Raw genomic sequence first — 16,676 nt, 5'->3', positions numbered from 1 at the left:
GGACCAGTCATGATTTGAAGGGCGGCCTAACGGTCGCCCTTTTCATTTGTGCCGATTTTTGCTCAAATGTAGGCAGAACAACTGGTTGCCTAAAAAATGAGCATTATGATACGACACGCCTTGCCAGGCGATCTCGACCAGATCACGCAGATCTATGAGGATGCCGTGCTGAATGGCGCGGCGAGCTATGAGCTGGAGCCGCCGACGCGTGCCGAAATGGGCGAACGCTTCGAGGCGCTGATGGATGGCGGTTATCCCTATCTCGTTGCCGAACGCGATGGCGCGGTCATCGGCTACGCCTATGCCGGGCCGTTTCGGGCGCGCCCGGCCTATCGCTTCATCGTCGAGGATTCGATCTACATCGCACCCGAAGCCAAGGGTGCGGGCATCGGCAAGGCGCTGATGCAGGCGCTGATCGACGAGACGATCGCGCTCGGCTTTCGCCAGATTGTCGCTGTCATCGGCGACGGCCATGCCGAAAGTCCGTCGGTGCGGCTGCATGAAAGGCTCGGTTTCCACCACACCGGGCGCATGGAAGGCTCAGGCTACAAGCACGGCCGCTGGCTCGACACCGTGTTCATGCAACTGGCGATGAATGGCGGGGCAACTGTGCCGCCGGATGCCAATTCGATGCCGGAGCGCCGCTTCAGGGCAAAGGGCGGCAAGGGCTAACCCGATCCGCCGACAAGCGGCACGAAGCGCACGCCGGCCAGAATCTTCTGGCTATAGTCCTTTTCGCCTTGGCGCACGATCTTGACCAGTTGCTGGTCGCCGAGTGGGCCGAGCGGCAGGATGAGCCGGCCGCCGATCGTCAGCTGCTGCTTCCAGGCCGGCGGCACCTTGCGGGTGCCTGCCGCCGACAGGATGGCATCGAACGGCGCCTGTCGCTCGCAACCTTCCGTGCCGTCGCCCGATATCACTTCGACAGTGGTGTAGCCCAGCTGTTGCAGCCGGCTTCGCGCGGCGTCGGCCAGCGAGCCAAGACGCTCGACGGTGATCACGCGCCCGGCGATCTCGGCCATCACGGCTGCCGCGTAGCCCGAGCCAGTGCCGATCTCCAAAACCTTGTCGCCAGATCGCAGCTCGGCTGCCTGTGCCATCAGCGCGACGATATAGGGCTGAGAGATCGTCTGGCCATGCGCAATGGGCAGCGCCGTATCTTCATGGGCATGGTCGCGAAGTGCCAGCGGCACGAATTCCTCGCGCGGCACCGCAGCCATCGCTTCCAGCACCGCCACGTCGGTTATGCCGCGCCGTGCGATCTGGTATTCGACCATTCTGAGGCGTGCCGCCCGGTAGTCGATCATGGCTTGCCTGCCGTTGCCCTTTAACTTGGGCGAGGGCGCAAGGTTCCGTCGTGGTGTGGTTGCCGCAGCGTCTCCTTGATGTTGCAATGCGACGGCTCGTGCTGCATTGCACAAAATGCAAAGCTCCTATGCAATATCAACACTTTAAATCCTGGCTCACCGGAGCTAGATATGGGTCATCGAATTTGTCGGACCTACCTCCTCCCAGGTTTCCGACGAATAGGTCAGCGCCTACCTCCTCCCAGACGCTGGCCACCAATACGACACCCGCCGGACTTCCTCCCCCGGCGGGTGTTGTTTTTTTCAGCCCCTCCCCACACATCGACACTGTCTTTCGCCACGCCGGTTCGCCGCGCTTGTGGACCACAGACGGCCGAACCGCCGGACAGAGCGCGCACCGACATGACTGGTGTGGCGTTTGGGTGGTCGAACAGGCTATAGGCAGTGCCAAGCGTCTCCTGGCTCCATGCTCGGGAGAAACGATAACGCCCCGGCTGGCGACGTGCCGACAAGGACGCGCAAACAGCCTTGGGTGGGTGAGGAACGAGGAAAGGAATTCAGCATGAACGTGACCAGCGAAACCGCTGCCCTTCTCGATCGGCTCGGCGTTGCCAAGGCCGATTTTACCGGCGGCGACCTGATCGTGCGCAGCCCCGTGACCGGCGAACAGATCGGCGCGCTGACCTCGATTTCGCCTGCTGACGCCAGCAAGGCCATCGAGCGCGCCGACAAGGCGTTCAAGACCTGGCGCAATGTGCCGGCCCCCAAGCGTGGCGAGCTCGTGCGCCTGCTCGGCGAGGAGCTGCGCGCCGCCAAGACCGAACTCGGCCGCCTGGTGTCGATCGAAGTCGGCAAGGTCCCCTCCGAGGGCCTCGGCGAAGTCCAGGAAATGATCGACATTTGCGACTTCGCCGTCGGCTTGTCGCGCCAGCTTTATGGTCTCACCATTGCCACCGAGCGTCCGGGCCATCGCATGATGGAAACCTGGCACCCGCTCGGCGTCGTCGGCGTCATCTCGGCCTTCAACTTCCCCGTCGCGGTGTGGTCGTGGAACGCGGCGCTGGCTTTCGTCTGCGGCAACTCGGTGGTGTGGAAGCCGTCGGAAAAGACCCCGCTGACAGCGCTTGCCTGCGAAGCCATCTTCAAGCGCGCCGCCGCCCGCTTCGGCGATGCGCCCGAAGGCCTGTCGCAGGTTTTGATCGGCGACCGCGCCGTCGGCGAAGTGCTGGTCGACCACCCCAAGGTGCCGCTGGTTTCGGCCACCGGCTCGACCCGCATGGGCCGCGACGTCGGCCCGCGCCTGGCCAAGCGTTTCGCCCGCGCCATCCTCGAGCTCGGCGGCAACAATGCCGGCATCGTTTGCCCCTCGGCCAATCTCGACATGGCGCTGCGCGCCATCGCCTTTGGCGCCATGGGCACCGCTGGCCAGCGCTGCACCACCATGCGCCGCCTGTTCGTGCATGACAGCGTCTATGACGCGCTCGTGCCACGCCTGAAGAAGGCCTATGAGAGCGTTTCGGTCGGAAGCCCCTTGGAGACCGCGTCGCTTGTCGGTCCGCTGATCGACAAGGCCGCTTTCGACGGCATGCAGAAGGCACTCAAGGCGGCTTCCGAGCATGGCGGCAAGATCACTGGCGGCGCGCGCGTCGACCAGGGCCATGACGGCGCCTATTACGTCAAGCCGGCGCTCGTCGAGATGCCCGGCCAGGTCGGGCCGGTGTTCGAAGAAACCTTCGCGCCGATCCTCTATGTGATGAAGTATTCCGACTTCGACGCCGTGCTCGACGCGCACAACGCTGTCGGTGCTGGCCTGTCGTCGTCGATCTTCACGCTCGACCTGCAGGAGGCCGAGCGCTTCTTGTCGGTCGAGGGTTCGGATTGCGGCATCGCCAACGTCAATATCGGCACCTCGGGTGCGGAAATCGGCGGCGCGTTCGGTGGCGAGAAGGAAACCGGCGGCGGCCGCGAGTCGGGCTCCGACGCCTGGCGCGCCTACATGCGCCGCGCCACCAACACGGTGAACTACTCCAAGGCGCTGCCTCTGGCCCAGGGCGTGTCGTTCGATATCGATTGAGCGAACAGGCCTGACTGGCATCAAGCGTCGCCTGCGAAAGTGGGCGACGCTTTTTCTTTGCCCGTTTCAGAGCGTGAGCGACGGAATCGCCAGTTCTCGCAGCTCTGCCAGCGCATCAGGGCTGATCGGGATCAGCTTGCGTGCTTCGAGGTCGAAGCAGATGGCGATGACCTCCATAGAACCGAAGGCGCGGCCGTCGAACGGGTCGAGCATCCAGTTGACGATCGACATGGTGCGGCTGTCGGCGCGGGCAAGGCCGGTGCGCACCTCCCAGCAGTCGCCATTGCGTGGCGCATCATCGAGCACGATCAGGAATTCCAGTGCCGCGGCACCAAAATGGGGCCCGCGCCGTTCGCTGTGGCTGGCGACCAGTTCGCGCAGCGGCGTGATGATGTTGCGCACGCTGTCGGCCATCGCCGCGACAAAAGCCTGCGGCAGCATGCGGTCGAACGGATCGCAGGATTGAGGTCCAACGAAGCCCTGGCCCGTCTGCCGCAGCCGGAGCGCTTCGGCACGGGCAGACGAGCCGGATGATGTGGCTGGCAGTGCGCCGACGCTACGCGGCGTGGCCAGTTTCGGCACCTCGACCAGTTCACGACATACGCGTGAAGCAAAGGCTTCCGGCCAGGGCTGGGCTGTGCCGTCCTTGGTGGCGAGGTGCCGAAACCCGATACGGAAGGTCGCTGCGCATTCGCCGGAGGCCGTGTCGTACATCATCGCAACGACGTCGGCGCGATCGTCGCCAATCGCGGAAAAGCCGGCGCTGATGTGCATCGAGGAGCCGGCACGCGCCTCGCGCAGGAAGCGGATATGCATGTCGCGCACGCCAAGCGTTGTCGCCGAGCCGGGCGAAAACAGGCCGGGCAGACCGATAAGCCCGAACAGCATCGCCACGCCTTCCATGCAGCGCGCCACATAAAAGCGCGTGTTCATGTGGCCCATCTCGTCGCATTCCCAGGTGGCGACGCCGCCACGCCAGACATCGCGCAAACCTGATGTCATGCCGATCCTCCCCGTCTCGCGGTCAGCCTAGCGGGCGCGTGCGGGCCGACCATCGTCGTATCGGACGATGCCGTCGGATGCTGCCGGCTTCCGAAAATGTCGCAGCGGTTGCGATTTGCCCGGTGCCGCGATGGTGCTAACAATGCAGCAGAAGCTGAGGGTAGGCCGCTTGGTCGTGTTTCGCCGCAAGGGATGGGGATTTGGGGTCGCGCTTGTCGCGGCGCTGATGCTCGTCCTGCAGACGGCAGCCGGTGCTTTAGCACTTGGGCAAGGCACGCCGCCACTCGACATCTTCGGCAATCCGCTGTGCATCACCACGGCGACAGATCACACCGCCCCCGCCAAGAGCGACCATCCGAGCCTGCCTCAATGCTGCACGCTCGGCTGCAACATGCTCTCGGCTGCACTCTCCACGCCGCCCGAAGGCGTCGCCTTGGCGCTCTCGTCGCCTGTCGAGACGCTCGTCCAGTTTCCCGCGACGCGGCCCGACCCTTCGACGGTGCGGAAATACGCCCCCGGCAATCCACGCGCCCCGCCGCTGGCCGCCTGACGTCGCTTGCCGCGTCCGCGCGGATCACCGATCCCATTTAGACAAATTTGGCGCCAACCAGCTTTGGCGCGCCTCCATACGGAGTTATCCATGAACATGTCCGCCCGCGCCTTCGCGCGCCCGCTTTTCCGCAGCTTCGAAGAACGGTTCGGCATCGTCGTCTTTGCCGCGATGCTGCTGTTTGCCTCGACCCATGCCTTGCTCGCCCATGGCTTCAAGGTCGGCGATCTCGAGATCGGCCACCCCTGGTCGCGCGCGACACCTGCCGGCGCCAAGGTTGCCGTCGGCTACCTCACGGTCAAGAACACCGGAGCCGAGGCCGACCGGCTGGTTTCGATCCAGTCGGACGTTTCCGAAAAGGCCGAAATCCATGAAATGGCTGTCGACGCCAAGGGCGTGATGACCATGCGCCAGCTCGCTGACGGCGTCGAAATCCCGGCCGGCGGCGAGGTCGCCTTCAAGCCTGGCTCGTACCACATCATGTTTGTCGGCCTGAAAGCGCCGGTGAAGCAGGGTGAGACGTTCTCGGGCACGCTGACCTTCGCCAAGGCCGGCACGGTCAAGGTCGAATTTGCCGTCGATGCGATCGGCGGCCAGAGCCAAGACCACTCCAGCCACTAAGAACATGAGCGCGCGCCATCCACTTCATCGCCAAGGCAGGCTCAGTCTGCCCGATGGCGCGCGCCGCTGGCTTGCCGGCCTGATCGTTGCCGTCGCCACTCTTTTGGGTGCGACGGCTGTGGCAAGCGCCCATGCCTCGCTGCTGCGTTCGACACCGGCCGAAGGTGCCGTTGTCGGGCAGGCGCCGGGGCAAATCACGCTGACATTCAGCGAACCGGTGACCCCGCTGGTACTTGAGCTTATGCGTCCGAACGGTGGTTCCGCGCGGCTTGAAGGGGTGCTTTCAGGGGACGTTGTCGGCGTCGATTTGCCGGCAAAGGATATGGCTGACGGCACTTATCTGCTGTCGTGGCGGGTCGTCTCGGCTGACGGTCATCCGGTCGGCGGTGCGCTGACATTCGCCGTGGGCACGCCGAGCGTGGCAGCACCCGTTGCCCCGGCCCTGGACGACCAAGCCCTCCACAGGGCACTTTGGGCTGCAAAACTCGCGCTCTATCTCGGCCTGTTCTTAGGCGCCGGCAGCGCCTTTGGCTTGGCCTGGCTCGCGCCTAAAAGCCGCCATGGCGCTGGTACCGCCACCGCATTCACCATCCTCGGCCTTGTCGCTGTACCGGTCTCGTTCGGCCTGCAGGGGCTCGATGCGCTCGGTGCGCCGCTTGGGATGTTCGGCCAGCCGATGGCCTGGCAGGCGGCTGCGGCGACCAGCTACGGCTTCACCGCGGCAATTGCCTTCATCGCGTTGGCGCTCGCACTGCTTGCGCTGGTTGCCGAGGGCTGGCTGGCACGCTGGCTGTCGCTGGCTGCCCTTGTCGGGGTTGGCGCCGCACTCGCCGCAAGTGGCCACGCCAGTGCTGCTTCGCCGCAATGGCTGACGCGGCCGATGGTCTTCGTCCACGGGGTCAGCATCGCATTCTGGGCTGGCGCGCTTTTGCCACTCGGCTCTACCTTCCGCCAGACGTCCGATGCGAGCGAGGCGCTGCGGCGCTTCTCGGCGACGATCCCTTGGGTGGTCGCGGCGCTGATCGGTGCGGGCGTCGTGCTCGCCCTCATCCAGGTCGACAGTGTCCCGGCCCTTTGGCAGACCGCCTATGGCCGGCTTTTGCTGCTCAAACTTGCCTTGGTCGCGCCGCTACTTGTTCTCGCCGCTTACAATCGCTGGCGGCTGACCAAGCCGGCACTGGCAGAGCAAGCGGATGCGCAGCAGCGCCTGGTGCGCAACATTGTCGTGGAGACGCTGCTGATGGTGGCGATCCTGGGCGTTGTCGCCGGCTTCCGCTTCACCCCGCCGCCGCGCGTGCTGGCGATCGAGGCCGCCGAACCGGCGTCGATCCATATCCACACCGCTGACGCCATGGCCGACCTCAGCATCGCGCCCGGCCACGCAGGCAAGGCCAGCGCTTCGATCGTTGTCATGACTGGCGATTTCGGCCCGCTCGACGCGCAAAGCGTCGTGCTCCGGCTCAGCAAGCCGGATACGGCACAGGTCAGCGCGGCCGCGCGCAAGCCAGGCGACGGCACCTGGCGTGTCGACAATCTCGAACTGCCGGTGCCTGGGAAGTGGACGGTGGCGATCGATATCGGAATTTCCGAGACCCAACAGACAACGCTGACCAGCGAGATCGCCATCCGCCCATAGAGCGAGTTAGTCGATACGGACGATGCCGCGCGCGCAACCGCACCTATCGTCCCGGCATTGAGAGATGCCTGGGAGATTGCGCGTGAAAATCCTTATTGTCGGCGGAACGGGCATGATCGGCGGCCACACGGCCGGCTATCTCAAGGCGCAAGGCAACGAGGTGGTGCTGGCGGCGCGCAAGCCGGCGCCTGAGACCACGCCGATGGCTGCCTATCCGACCATCTATGGCGATTACACCAAGGGCGACTTCTCCGCCGCCGATCTCGCGCCCTTCGACGGCATCCTGTTTGCCGCCGGCAACGACATCCGCCATCTGCCCAAAGGCACGGACGAGAACGAATTCTGGACCAGGATGCAGATCGAAGGCGTGCCGGCTTTCGTCGAGCTGGCGCGCAAGGCGGGTGTTCGCCGCGTCGTCCATATCGGCAGCTATTATCACCAGGTCATGCCCAATCTGGTCGAGACCAACGCCTATGTGCGTGGCCGCAGCCTGGCCGACGAGGGCGTGCGCGCGCTTGCCACCGACGACTTCAACGTCTCGACCCTCAATCCGCCGTCGATCGTCGGTTATGTCCAGGGCCTGCCGACCAAGCGTTACGAGACGCTGATGGCCTATGCGCGCGGCGAAACCGAGTTGCCGATTTTCGCGCCGCCGGGCGGCACCAACTACATGTCGGTGCAGTCGCTGGCGGAAGCCATCTGGGGCGCGTTCCAGCGCGCCGAGAGCGGCAAGGCCTATCTTGTCGGTGACGAGAACCTGACCTTCCAGCAGTATTTCCAGTCGCTGTTCGATGCCGTCGGCAACCCGCAACGGGTCGAAGAACGCAACGAGGAGCACCCGCTGCTGCCCGACCTCTTCATCGTGCCCGGGCGTGGCAACATCCTCGCCTATGAGCCGGATGCGGAAGAAACGAAGCTGCTGGGCTATCGCCGCAACGATGTGCAGCGGGCGCTGCGCGAGGTCTTCGCGCAGGTCTCCGGCAGCTAGCAGGAGGTACGCATGGACAATCAGGCAGCCTTGCTCATGGAGATAGCGCTTCGGCGTGTATCCGAGCGCTATGCCTATGCCGTCGATACCGGCGATGGCGACCTGCTCGCGGCGCAGTTTACATCAGACGGCATCGTGATTGCGCCGCGCGGTACATTCGAAGGCCTCGAACAGATCCGCGGCATTCCGGCGATGGTCGCCAGCCGCTACCTCAAGACCTTCCATGCCGTGCTCAACCAGATGGTCCAGCTGGTCGAGGGCGGTGCGGAGGGCGAGACCTATTGCCTGGCGCGGCACTATTTCCGCGATCCGGCTGGCCGCTACCTCTGCTACGAAATGACCATCCGCTACCGCGACCGCTTTGCCCGCACCTCCGATGGCTGGCGCCTGTCCAGGCGCGAACTGGTCGTCGTCGGCACCCACACATACGAGGCGCAGGAAACGGCGGCTTAGCTGCTCGGCGCCAATATCATCGACTGCGGAGGACAGCATGCCGGACGAAATCTCCATCCTTGGCCTTGCCGGAAAAGTGGCGCTGGTGACCGGCGGAGGTGCCGGCATCGGCCGCGCCACCGCCGAACTTTATGCCCGCGCCGGCATGAAGGTCACTGTTGCCGAGATCGATCCGGAGCGGGTTGTGTCGGTGCGCGAGGCGTTGGGCCCCGACCACCTCGTTGTCGAGGCGGATGTGCGCAAGGCGGCCGATGTCGCGCGGCTGATCGAGGCTGTACGCGAGCGTTTCGGGCGGCTCGACGTTGTGGTCAACAATGTCGGCGACTATCTCGGCTTCAAGACGCCGTTCGAGCACTCGACCGAGGAAGAGTGGAACGCACTTTATCACGTCAACCTGCTGCACATGTTCCATGTCAGCAAGGCGGCGATCCCGCTGATGCGCGCGAGTGGTGCGGGCGGCAGCATCATCAATGTCTCGACAATCGAGGCCTTCCGCGGCATCCCGATGACGGTGGTCTATTCGGCCTTCAAGGCGGCTGTGACCGGCTTCACCCAGAGCCTCGCCGTCGAACTCGGCCAACATGGCATCCGCGTCAACGCGATCGCGCCCGAGACCACCAATTCGGCGCAGATCGTGGCGACACCGCGCGTGCCGCAGGAAAACCTCGAGCACCTCAAGCGCTGGTTCCCGATCGGCCGCTTCGGCGAGGGATCGGACTCGGCGGGAGCGGCGCTGTTTTTGGCCTCGGACGTGCTTTCAGGCTGGGTGTCGGGCACGACAATCCATGTCGATGGCGGCGTGCTTGCCGCTGGTGCCTGGATGCGCATGACCAACGACGCCTGGACGCATCTGCCGGTCATCGCGGGCGATGGCTATACGCCGCGTCCGCATGCGCGCTGAAACCCGATAAACCTCAGGCGGCACTCGACTGGCTGGCGAGTGCCGAGCCGCGCGTGTCGGTCGGGGCTTCGCTGCGGCCAACGAGGCTGGCGATCTCCGACAGCGGCAGCGGCCGGCCAAACAGGAAGCCCTGCATTTCGGCGCAGCCTTCGGCGCGCAGGAACTCGAAATTCTCCTGCTTCTCCACGCCCTCGGCGAGCACCGGAATGCGCAGGTCGTTGGCAAGCAGGATTGTCGCCCGGACGATCGCTGCCGCTGCGCTGTCATTGGCGACGTCCTCGACGAAGGAGCGGTCGATCTTGACCCTGTCGAAGGGGAAGATCTGCAGCGTCGACAGCGACGAATAACCGACGCCGTAATCGTCCATGGCGATGGTGACGCCGAGCGCCTTGAGCTGTCGCACGACATGCAGGGCGCGGTCGCGGTCCTCGATGATGCTGGCTTCGGTGATCTCGAGTTCCAGCCGCGAGGCGGCAAGGCCGGTGGCAAGCAGCGTCTCGTGCACGATCTTGGGCAGATCGGCCTGGGTCAGCTGGGCCGAGGCGATGTTGACAGCGATCTTGTAGGGTTTGCGCCAGCCGGCCACCTCGGCGCAGGCGGTCTTCAGCACCCATTCGCCGATCGGGATGATCAGCCCGTTTTCCTCGGCAATGGGGATGAACTCTTCGGGTGCGACGATGCCGCGTTCCCGGTGGTGCCAGCGCAGCAGCGCCTCATAGGCGGTGACCTCGCCTGACATCACGTCGAGCTGCGGCTGGTAGTAGAGCTCGAATTCGTCGCGCTCCAGCGCGTGGCGCAGTTCGATGGCGAGCGCGCTGCGTTCGCGCCGGCCCTCATCCATCGAGCGGTCGTAGTAGCAGATCTTGTCGGTCACCGCGCGCTTGGCGCGGTACATGGCAAGGTCGGCCGCGCCGATCAGGTCGTCGGCATCGCCGGCATGCGCGGGGTAGAGGCTGACGCCGACGCTGGCGCCGACCGTCAAGGTTTTGGCCTTGTTCTGGATCGGGGCGAGCATGCTGGCGACGAGCCGGCTTACGAAGCCGTCGATCTCTTGTCTTGAGGTGACGTCCTGCTTGACGGCGACGAACTCGTCGCCGCCGACACGCGCCACAAGTTCGCCGGGACCGGTCAGGGCCTTGAGCCGGTTGGCGAGCGTCTGCAGCAGCATGTCTCCGGCATTGTGGCCATGAACGTCGTTGATTTCCTTGAAGCGGTCGAGGTCGAGCACGATCACCGCGGCTTGCTTGCCGGCGGCGGCACTGCGCCTGAGCATTGCCGGCAGATTGTCGGACAAGAAGGCGCGGTTGGGCAGGCCGGTCAATGGATCATGCTGGGCTGCGTAGCGGAAGCTGTCGACAAGTTCGCGCTGCGACTTGGCGTCCATCACATAAAGCGTCAGCCCGGCGATGATGGCCATGGTGGCGAGTACCAGAACGGCGAGGAATTCGCTCGAAAACACCTTTGTCGGCACCGGCACCGATGGATCGGGCACGAGCGTCGCCGCGCCCATGGCGGTGAAGTGCATGGCGCAGATGGCGAGCACCAAAGCTATGACGGAGAGCGGCTTGGCGTGGCGAAAACGCTGTCGCGCCGCCAGATTCATGGCTAGCGCGCCGAAAGCCACGGCAAACAGGATCGAGGCCTCGACAAGATTGGTGTCCCATTCGATGTGGCCGGCGAAATCGAAGCCGCGCATGCCGGTGAAATGCATGGCGACGACGCCGATGCCGATCACCACGCCGCCGGTTTCGACCGGCACGCCAGCGGGCGGCACTGCCGAGAGATGCAGTCCGGCGGCGGTGAATGCGATGGCGATGAGCAGCGAAGCGATGGTCAAGGCCGGGTCGAATGCGGCGTCGAAGGGCAGTTGGAAGCCAAGCATGGCGACGAAATGGGTGGTCCAGATCGCAGCACCGCAGGCAACGCCCGAGAGCATGATCCAGCCGGGGCGGGCCTGGGCCGAGAGGCCGGAGGCACGTCCGAACAGCCGCATCGTCATGGCCGCACCGGCCACGCACACGATCGCGGCTACAACGACAAAGGAATAGTCATGCTCGTAAGCAAGACAGGAAATGACCTTGAACATCGCCACGCCCTCACCACCAGCCAGCGGCCGGCCCCAGGCAAGTCTCCTCCCGAAAGATGAAAGAAATTGCTAATTTAGCTGCGATCCCTGCGCGTGGCGCGAGAAACGGATTGCTCCTGCCAGCGCTTTGCAGCCCGGTTGCGAATCCACCGCATATCTCTCACAAATGGGTGTCTGGCGCGCCGGCCAGAAAATCAGAACCGATTTTCGCAAAGGCAAGACGCGCGGATCCAAAGTGCTGGAGCGTTCGTGCGCGTCCAACCGAACGCGCGGCGCTCCATGGTCAAGGGAGCAGGGCATGGCCGAGGGCAAGACCAAGCGTTTCGAAGCGACGTTGACGGCGTTGCGGGGCATTCTGATCGTGGCGGCGGCGCTTGTCGCGTTTTTCTACCCCATCCAGGCGGTGCAATTGCTGGTCATGGTCGGTGGCGGCCTTTTGCTCGTCGATGGTATTCTGGGGCTGGCGACGATCGATTACGCGGCGCCGCGAACAATCGGCCACTGGCTGGCACTCGCCCGCAACTTTTTGTCGATCGCGGCGGGCGTGATCGTCTTGTGCAGTGGCTTGCTTGCCAGTGTCTTCACCTTGTCCTTCATGGCCAGCCTTGTCGGCCTGCTTGCCCTGGTCGTCGGTCTAATCGAGATGGCGTCGAGCTTCCTGCACAGCGACCGCCAGACGCGGTTGTGGCCGACGCTGGTGGGCGGCGCGGTCTATGCCGCTTTCGGCCTCGCACTGATGTTCGTGCCGCTGACCAGCGCTGCGTCGCTGATGCGCCTCGCTACCATCCTGATGCTGCTCTACGCGCTGCTGCTGTTTTATCGCGCCTGGCACATTCGCGCCGCGGTGTGATCAGTTCGTGCCGCCAAAGCCAGAGAGGAAGGCGGTCAAATTGTTGCTGAGCGCATCGCAGAGATAGCCGCCTTCCTGGACGATGACGGTGGGCAGGCCAAGCCTGGCGATCGCTTCGGCGATGCGCGAAAAGCCCGACGTCGTCACCGACAGCCCGCCGAACGGGTCGCCTTCAAAAGCGTCGAGCCCGAGTGCCACGACCAATGCATCGGGTGCGAAGGCCTGGATGCGGCGGTTGGCCTGGCCGAGTGCTTCGAAGAACTCGGCATCACCCGATTTGCGCGGCAAGGGCAAATTGTAGTTGTAGCCGAGGCCGGCACCTTCGCCGCGCTCGTCGGCATGGCCCCAGAAGAATGGATAGAAGCGGCTCGGGTCGGCGTGCAGCGAAACGGTCAAAACGTCGGCCCTGTTGTAGAAGATGCCTTGCGTGCCGTTGCCATGATGCAGGTCGACGTCGAGGATGGCCACGCGTGCCGCTGTGCCGCGTAGCCTTTGGGCGGCGATGGCCGAGTTGTTGAAGAAGCAGAAGCCGCCGGCGACATCGGCAAAGGCATGATGGCCGGGCGGGCGGCACAGCGCATAGGCCGCCGGCTCACCCGAAAGCACGGCTTCCGTGGCTGCCACGGCACTCCAGGCGCTCCAGCAGGCGCTTTCGAATGTTTCGGCCGAGATCGGGCAGGCTGTGTCGGCCATGTGATAGCCGGCCTGGCCGGCAGCACCCGCCGGATAGGTGCCGTTGCGGGCGATCGGGTGGATGTTGGGGATCACCTCGGCTGAGGCACCTTCCATGCGCTGCCAGCGCTCGAAGATATGGGTCAGGAAATCGATGTATTCGGGCGTATGGACCGCCGCGATCGGGTCAAGGCCGTAGTTCGCCGGGCGATGGATCGCGGAACCCGCGGCGCGCGCGCCCAAAAGCAGGCGCTCAACACGCTCGGGCTTTTCCGGATTGGGCTTTTGCGCGCCCATCGACAGGAAAGCCTTGGGATCGTGGCGTTTTTGCTCCTCGGCGTAGAAAGTCTTCATTTTGGTTCCCCGGTAGATTCGCTCAGCGCGGTGAAAGTCCGTTCCTCGGCGATGTAAGAGCGTTGATCGCTCGTCCATTCAAAACCCAGCCTGGCATAAAAGTCTCGCGCACGTGGGTTTGCCTCGTCGACCGAAAGCCGCATGTAGACGCCGCCCTTGTTCTTGGAAAGCTTGGCGACATGCCGCAAAAGCTGCGCGCCAATACCAAGACTGCGGAAATCCTTGTCGACAAACAGATCCTGGACAAACACGCCGGGACGGCCGTACCAGGTCGAGAATATCGGGAAAAACAGGCACATGCCGGCGAATACGCCGTCCGCCTCGGCAATCACCGCCTCGAAGGCTGGGTTCTCGCCGAAGCCGAAATGCTTGAGGTTTTCCTCGGTGCAGATCAGGTCCGTCTGGCCGATATGTTCGGCAAGGTCGACGATCGCCTTCATCAGCAGCGGCACGTCGTTTGACGTCGCCGGGCGAATGGTGGCGGCTGATTTGGTGGCGATGTTCATGCGGCTGAATTTCCAGTTGAGGCGGAATTGATAGCAGCCAGCCGAGCCGTGGCGAGAGAGATTCAGCCTCTGGACGGAAGCATCGTCCGGTCATGGCCCGATGTCGAACATCCCAACATATTGAAACTGTTGAGATCAGGCCTCGACGAGCTTCAGCCGCTTGTCGAAGACGCCGAGCACGCGGGCCAACTCATGGCCACGCTTGAGGATCAGCCCGCCGGCGGCGACAACCGAAAAGGCGCCCTGCTTGCGGGCGAGTTTGGGGTCCTTGACGATCTGGAACAGCGGGGTTTCGCTGGTGCGGCGAAAGACCGAGAAGACGGCGCGGTCGCTGAGATGGTCGATGGCGTAGTCGCGCCACTCATTGGCGGCGACCATGCGTCCGTAGAGCCTGAGAATCTGATCGAGTTCACGTCTTTCGAATGCCACCGGGAGATCCTGGCGCTCCCTACGGGCCTCATGGAGCGGGATCAAAACCGCGGATGTCTCGCCATCCTCCGCCCCAGCACCGCGATCAGTCATCAATCGTTCCCTTGCAGAATACGACTTCGACGCGTGCATGCCGCCCGAAAATCGAAAACGATCTTTCGGAAAGGATCACGCACAGACTCAAACTTCTACAGCGTCCGTTGCGCGCCCAAGAGGACGTGCGACGTTGTTAGAATCGCGCATTCGCGCCCGAATTGCAACCCGCGGCAGCGAATCTAGCCTGCTTGGAATGGTTCACGGAGGGTTGTAGTCGAGGTAACGTTTGCGAGACAGGTTGTTGGAATTGGTGATGACTCGCCACATTCCTGCCGTTTTTTATCCGCGCTGACGCCCCAATGTCCAACGATTTTACCCTCGTTGCCTGAGACGGTTCGGTCCGGCACCGGCTCGTAAACCCCAAGCCCCCCGCCCACGGGTCTGAGTCGGATCGAACCAACCTCGGTTCTCTTTGAGAACCAGGTGCGACGATCCCAAAATCTGAAGCCGACGTCTGGCAGCAAGCTGGCGTCGGCTTTTTTGCGTCACAACGCGGTGACCGGCTTGCGCACGACGGTGGCGCCGAGGATCGGGCCGGGCAGGCCATCCTTGCCGACCGCCTGCAGCAACACCGCGCAGCCGCCTTTCTTTTCCACTTCGGTTTTGGGCAGTTCAAAACGCTGCGCCTTGCCATGCCACATGCCTGCGGTGTGCACGTCGGTGACGGCATTCCAGTAGGTGACGCTGCGGCCCTTGTTTTCGCCCTTCTGCAGGTCGACGACCTGTGGCGGCTGGAAATGAACGACCACGACATGGGCTGCATTGTTCGGCCCATCGGCGCTGCCGACGTCGATGGTGTAGGTGTCGCCATTGTCGGTGACCTTGAGGTCGACATTCATGCCCTGTCCGGTGGCGGCAAGATTGTCGAGCGTGCCTGTCACTTCCTCGCGCTTGGCGCCGTTGACATGGGTGCGGCCGTTGATAACGGCCTGGGGCGTATAGACGGAGCGCGAGCCGAAGGCGCGCATATAGGCATATTGGCGCTCGGTGTTGTCGGCGCTCCCCAGCTTGTCCTGCCAGCCGAGATAGTCCCAATAGGTGACGTGATAGGCGAGTGCCACGATGTCGGCGCGGGTCGCGAATTTGGCAAACAGCTCGTCAGCCGGCGGACAGGAGTTGCAGCCCTGGCTGGTGAAGAGCTCGATCACGCCGAGAGGGCGCGTCGTTGGTTCGGCATTGGCTGTGCCGGTAAATCCGGCGAGGGCCAGCGCCAACGCTGCCAGCCGAAAAAATCTGCGAAACTCCATGACCAATCCAGTTCCTCGGCCGGCGTCACCGGCTTTTTCTTTTGGTTGCTGAAATATGTGGCAGATGCGCCATTCAACGGGAAGTCACGTTGCGGTGAAATTTTAGCGAGGTCTCATTTCCCTTGGGTTAGCTCGGCTGTGCTGAATTTCTTATCGAAAATGCTCCAATAGCGTTAGAATCCGAAAACCGGAGAGGGGAAAGCTGCGATGCTGGAACAGTTCAGCCAACATCTCGACCTTTATTGCGAGCGCACCGATGTCGGCCTCTGGGCCGAGCCGCTCAACGCCTTGAGCAATCTCGCCTTTTTCGCAGCCGGTCTGTGGGGCGTCTATGAGGCGCGGCGGCGCAAGGCCGGTGTCTTCGCCGAGGTGCTGGGCTGGTGGGTGGTGGCCATCGGCGTCGGCTCGACGCTGTTTCACACCTTCGCCACCGAAGCCACAAAATGGGGCGACATCCTGCCGATCGCCGGCTTCACGCTTGCCTATTCGTTGTTCAACCTGCGCCGCTTCGCCGGCATGGCGTGGCCCAAGGCGCTTGCGATTTTCTTCGGCTTCTACATCGCGGTCGGCTTTGTCACCTTCATGGTGCCGGACTGGTTGCGCGCGGCCTCCAATGGCACCACCGGCTACCTGCCGCCGTTCCTGGCGCTGATCTTCTTTGGCTGCGTGGTCATCGCCAGGGGCAGTCCGGCCGGCTGGTACAACATTGCGGCTGCCGCGATTTTTCTCGGTGCTGTCGCTTGCCGGGTGATGGACCCGCTTGTCTGCGAGGCCTTGCCGATCGGCACGCATTTCATGTGGCATGTGTTCGATGGGCTGATGCTGGGCGTGCTGCTGGCCGCGACCACGCGTTATGGGGCGCCGCGAACAGGGCCGGCGGGCGTGCAAACGGTCCGCGCCTGAC

General features: G+C 63.8%; 17 protein-coding genes. 10 read left to right on the top strand and 7 right to left on the bottom strand.

Translation table 11 applies throughout. From position 1 onward, the window contains the following. Positions 1 to 96 precede the first annotated feature (96 nt). The gene (locus AC1RTB_RS12185; RefSeq protein ID WP_492878732.1) at positions 97 to 672 is read left to right on the top strand and encodes a GNAT family N-acetyltransferase; all 576 of its coding nucleotides are present in this window, start codon (positions 97 to 99) and stop codon (positions 670 to 672) included. Here AC1RTB_RS12185 and AC1RTB_RS12180 read toward each other — a convergent pair. Continuing rightward, positions 669 to 1,307, bottom strand: a complete 639-nt coding sequence (locus tag AC1RTB_RS12180; RefSeq protein ID WP_492878734.1) for a protein-L-isoaspartate(D-aspartate) O-methyltransferase — start codon at positions 1,305 to 1,307, stop codon at positions 669 to 671. The genes AC1RTB_RS12185 and AC1RTB_RS12180 overlap by 4 nt on opposite strands. A 562-nt stretch (positions 1,308 to 1,869) precedes the next feature. Between AC1RTB_RS12180 and amaB the strand changes: the two genes are divergently transcribed. Beyond that, entirely contained in the window at positions 1,870 to 3,381 is a 1,512-nt protein-coding gene (gene amaB / locus AC1RTB_RS12175) for an L-piperidine-6-carboxylate dehydrogenase (protein ID WP_492878737.1), read from the top strand. 66 nt (positions 3,382 to 3,447) lie between these two features. On the opposite strand, the gene AC1RTB_RS12170 is transcribed toward amaB, so the two are convergent. Then, positions 3,448 to 4,383 carry a thioesterase family protein gene (locus AC1RTB_RS12170; protein ID WP_492878740.1) on the bottom strand — a complete coding sequence of 312 codons (936 nt, stop codon included), beginning with the start codon at positions 4,381 to 4,383 and terminating at the stop codon, positions 3,448 to 3,450. 142 nt (positions 4,384 to 4,525) lie between these two features. Between AC1RTB_RS12170 and AC1RTB_RS12165 the strand changes: the two genes are divergently transcribed. From AC1RTB_RS12165 to AC1RTB_RS12140, 6 genes are all read left to right on the top strand, one after another. Continuing rightward, positions 4,526 to 4,933, top strand: a complete 408-nt coding sequence (locus AC1RTB_RS12165) for a hypothetical protein (protein ID WP_492878742.1) — start codon at positions 4,526 to 4,528, stop codon at positions 4,931 to 4,933. A gap of 90 nt (positions 4,934 to 5,023) precedes the next feature. Beyond that, positions 5,024 to 5,554 carry a copper chaperone PCu(A)C gene (locus tag AC1RTB_RS12160; protein WP_492878744.1) on the top strand — a complete coding sequence of 177 codons (531 nt, stop codon included), beginning with the start codon at positions 5,024 to 5,026 and terminating at the stop codon, positions 5,552 to 5,554. Between the two features lie 4 nt (positions 5,555 to 5,558). Continuing rightward, positions 5,559 to 7,190 (top strand): copper resistance CopC/CopD family protein, encoded by a 1,632-nt coding sequence (locus tag AC1RTB_RS12155; RefSeq protein WP_492878746.1) that lies wholly within the window; start codon positions 5,559 to 5,561, stop codon positions 7,188 to 7,190. Positions 7,191 to 7,272: 82 nt separating this feature from the next. Then, positions 7,273 to 8,178, top strand: coding sequence for an NAD-dependent epimerase/dehydratase family protein (locus tag AC1RTB_RS12150; protein WP_492878747.1), 906 nt, complete (start codon positions 7,273 to 7,275; stop codon positions 8,176 to 8,178). 12 nt (positions 8,179 to 8,190) lie between these two features. Beyond that, complete coding sequence (locus tag AC1RTB_RS12145; RefSeq protein WP_492878749.1) at positions 8,191 to 8,631, top strand: nuclear transport factor 2 family protein; 441 nt, start codon at positions 8,191 to 8,193, stop codon at positions 8,629 to 8,631. A gap of 37 nt (positions 8,632 to 8,668) precedes the next feature. Beyond that, on the top strand, positions 8,669 to 9,532 hold the full coding sequence (locus AC1RTB_RS12140) for an SDR family NAD(P)-dependent oxidoreductase (RefSeq protein WP_492878751.1): 864 nt from the start codon (positions 8,669 to 8,671) through the stop codon (positions 9,530 to 9,532). Positions 9,533 to 9,545: 13 nt separating this feature from the next. Here AC1RTB_RS12140 and AC1RTB_RS12135 read toward each other — a convergent pair whose 3' ends face one another. Next, positions 9,546 to 11,618 carry a putative bifunctional diguanylate cyclase/phosphodiesterase gene (locus AC1RTB_RS12135; RefSeq protein ID WP_492879026.1) on the bottom strand — a complete coding sequence of 691 codons (2,073 nt, stop codon included), beginning with the start codon at positions 11,616 to 11,618 and terminating at the stop codon, positions 9,546 to 9,548. 298 nt (positions 11,619 to 11,916) lie between these two features. Between AC1RTB_RS12135 and AC1RTB_RS12130 the strand changes: the two genes are divergently transcribed. Continuing rightward, a complete protein-coding gene (locus AC1RTB_RS12130; RefSeq protein ID WP_492878753.1) occupies positions 11,917 to 12,468 on the top strand; it encodes a DUF308 domain-containing protein in 552 nt (183 codons plus the stop codon). On the opposite strand, the gene AC1RTB_RS12125 is transcribed toward AC1RTB_RS12130, so the two are convergent. From AC1RTB_RS12125 to AC1RTB_RS12110, 4 genes are all read right to left on the bottom strand, one after another. After that, complete coding sequence (locus AC1RTB_RS12125) at positions 12,469 to 13,494, bottom strand: histone deacetylase family protein (RefSeq protein WP_492878755.1); 1,026 nt, start codon at positions 13,492 to 13,494, stop codon at positions 12,469 to 12,471. Next, the gene (locus tag AC1RTB_RS12120) at positions 13,491 to 14,000 is read right to left on the bottom strand and encodes a GNAT family N-acetyltransferase (protein ID WP_492878757.1); all 510 of its coding nucleotides are present in this window, start codon (positions 13,998 to 14,000) and stop codon (positions 13,491 to 13,493) included. The genes AC1RTB_RS12125 and AC1RTB_RS12120 overlap by 4 nt, the downstream gene beginning before the upstream one ends. 135 nt (positions 14,001 to 14,135) lie before the next feature. Beyond that, positions 14,136 to 14,522: a DUF2794 domain-containing protein gene (locus AC1RTB_RS12115; protein WP_395449276.1), complete on the bottom strand. Its 387-nt coding sequence runs from the start codon at positions 14,520 to 14,522 to the stop codon at positions 14,136 to 14,138. A 488-nt stretch (positions 14,523 to 15,010) separates the two neighbouring features. Further along, positions 15,011 to 15,772 (bottom strand): DUF1223 domain-containing protein, encoded by a 762-nt coding sequence (locus tag AC1RTB_RS12110; protein WP_492878759.1) that lies wholly within the window; start codon positions 15,770 to 15,772, stop codon positions 15,011 to 15,013. A 207-nt stretch (positions 15,773 to 15,979) separates the two neighbouring features. Between AC1RTB_RS12110 and AC1RTB_RS12105 the strand changes: the two genes are divergently transcribed. Continuing rightward, positions 15,980 to 16,675 carry a ceramidase domain-containing protein gene (locus AC1RTB_RS12105; RefSeq protein ID WP_492878761.1) on the top strand — a complete coding sequence of 232 codons (696 nt, stop codon included), beginning with the start codon at positions 15,980 to 15,982 and terminating at the stop codon, positions 16,673 to 16,675. Position 16,676 lies beyond the last annotated feature (1 nt).

The sequence above is a fragment of the Aminobacter sp. GW821-FHT11F06 genome, from assembly GCF_058808215.1.
This window is presented reverse-complemented; position numbering and strand designations above follow the sequence as displayed.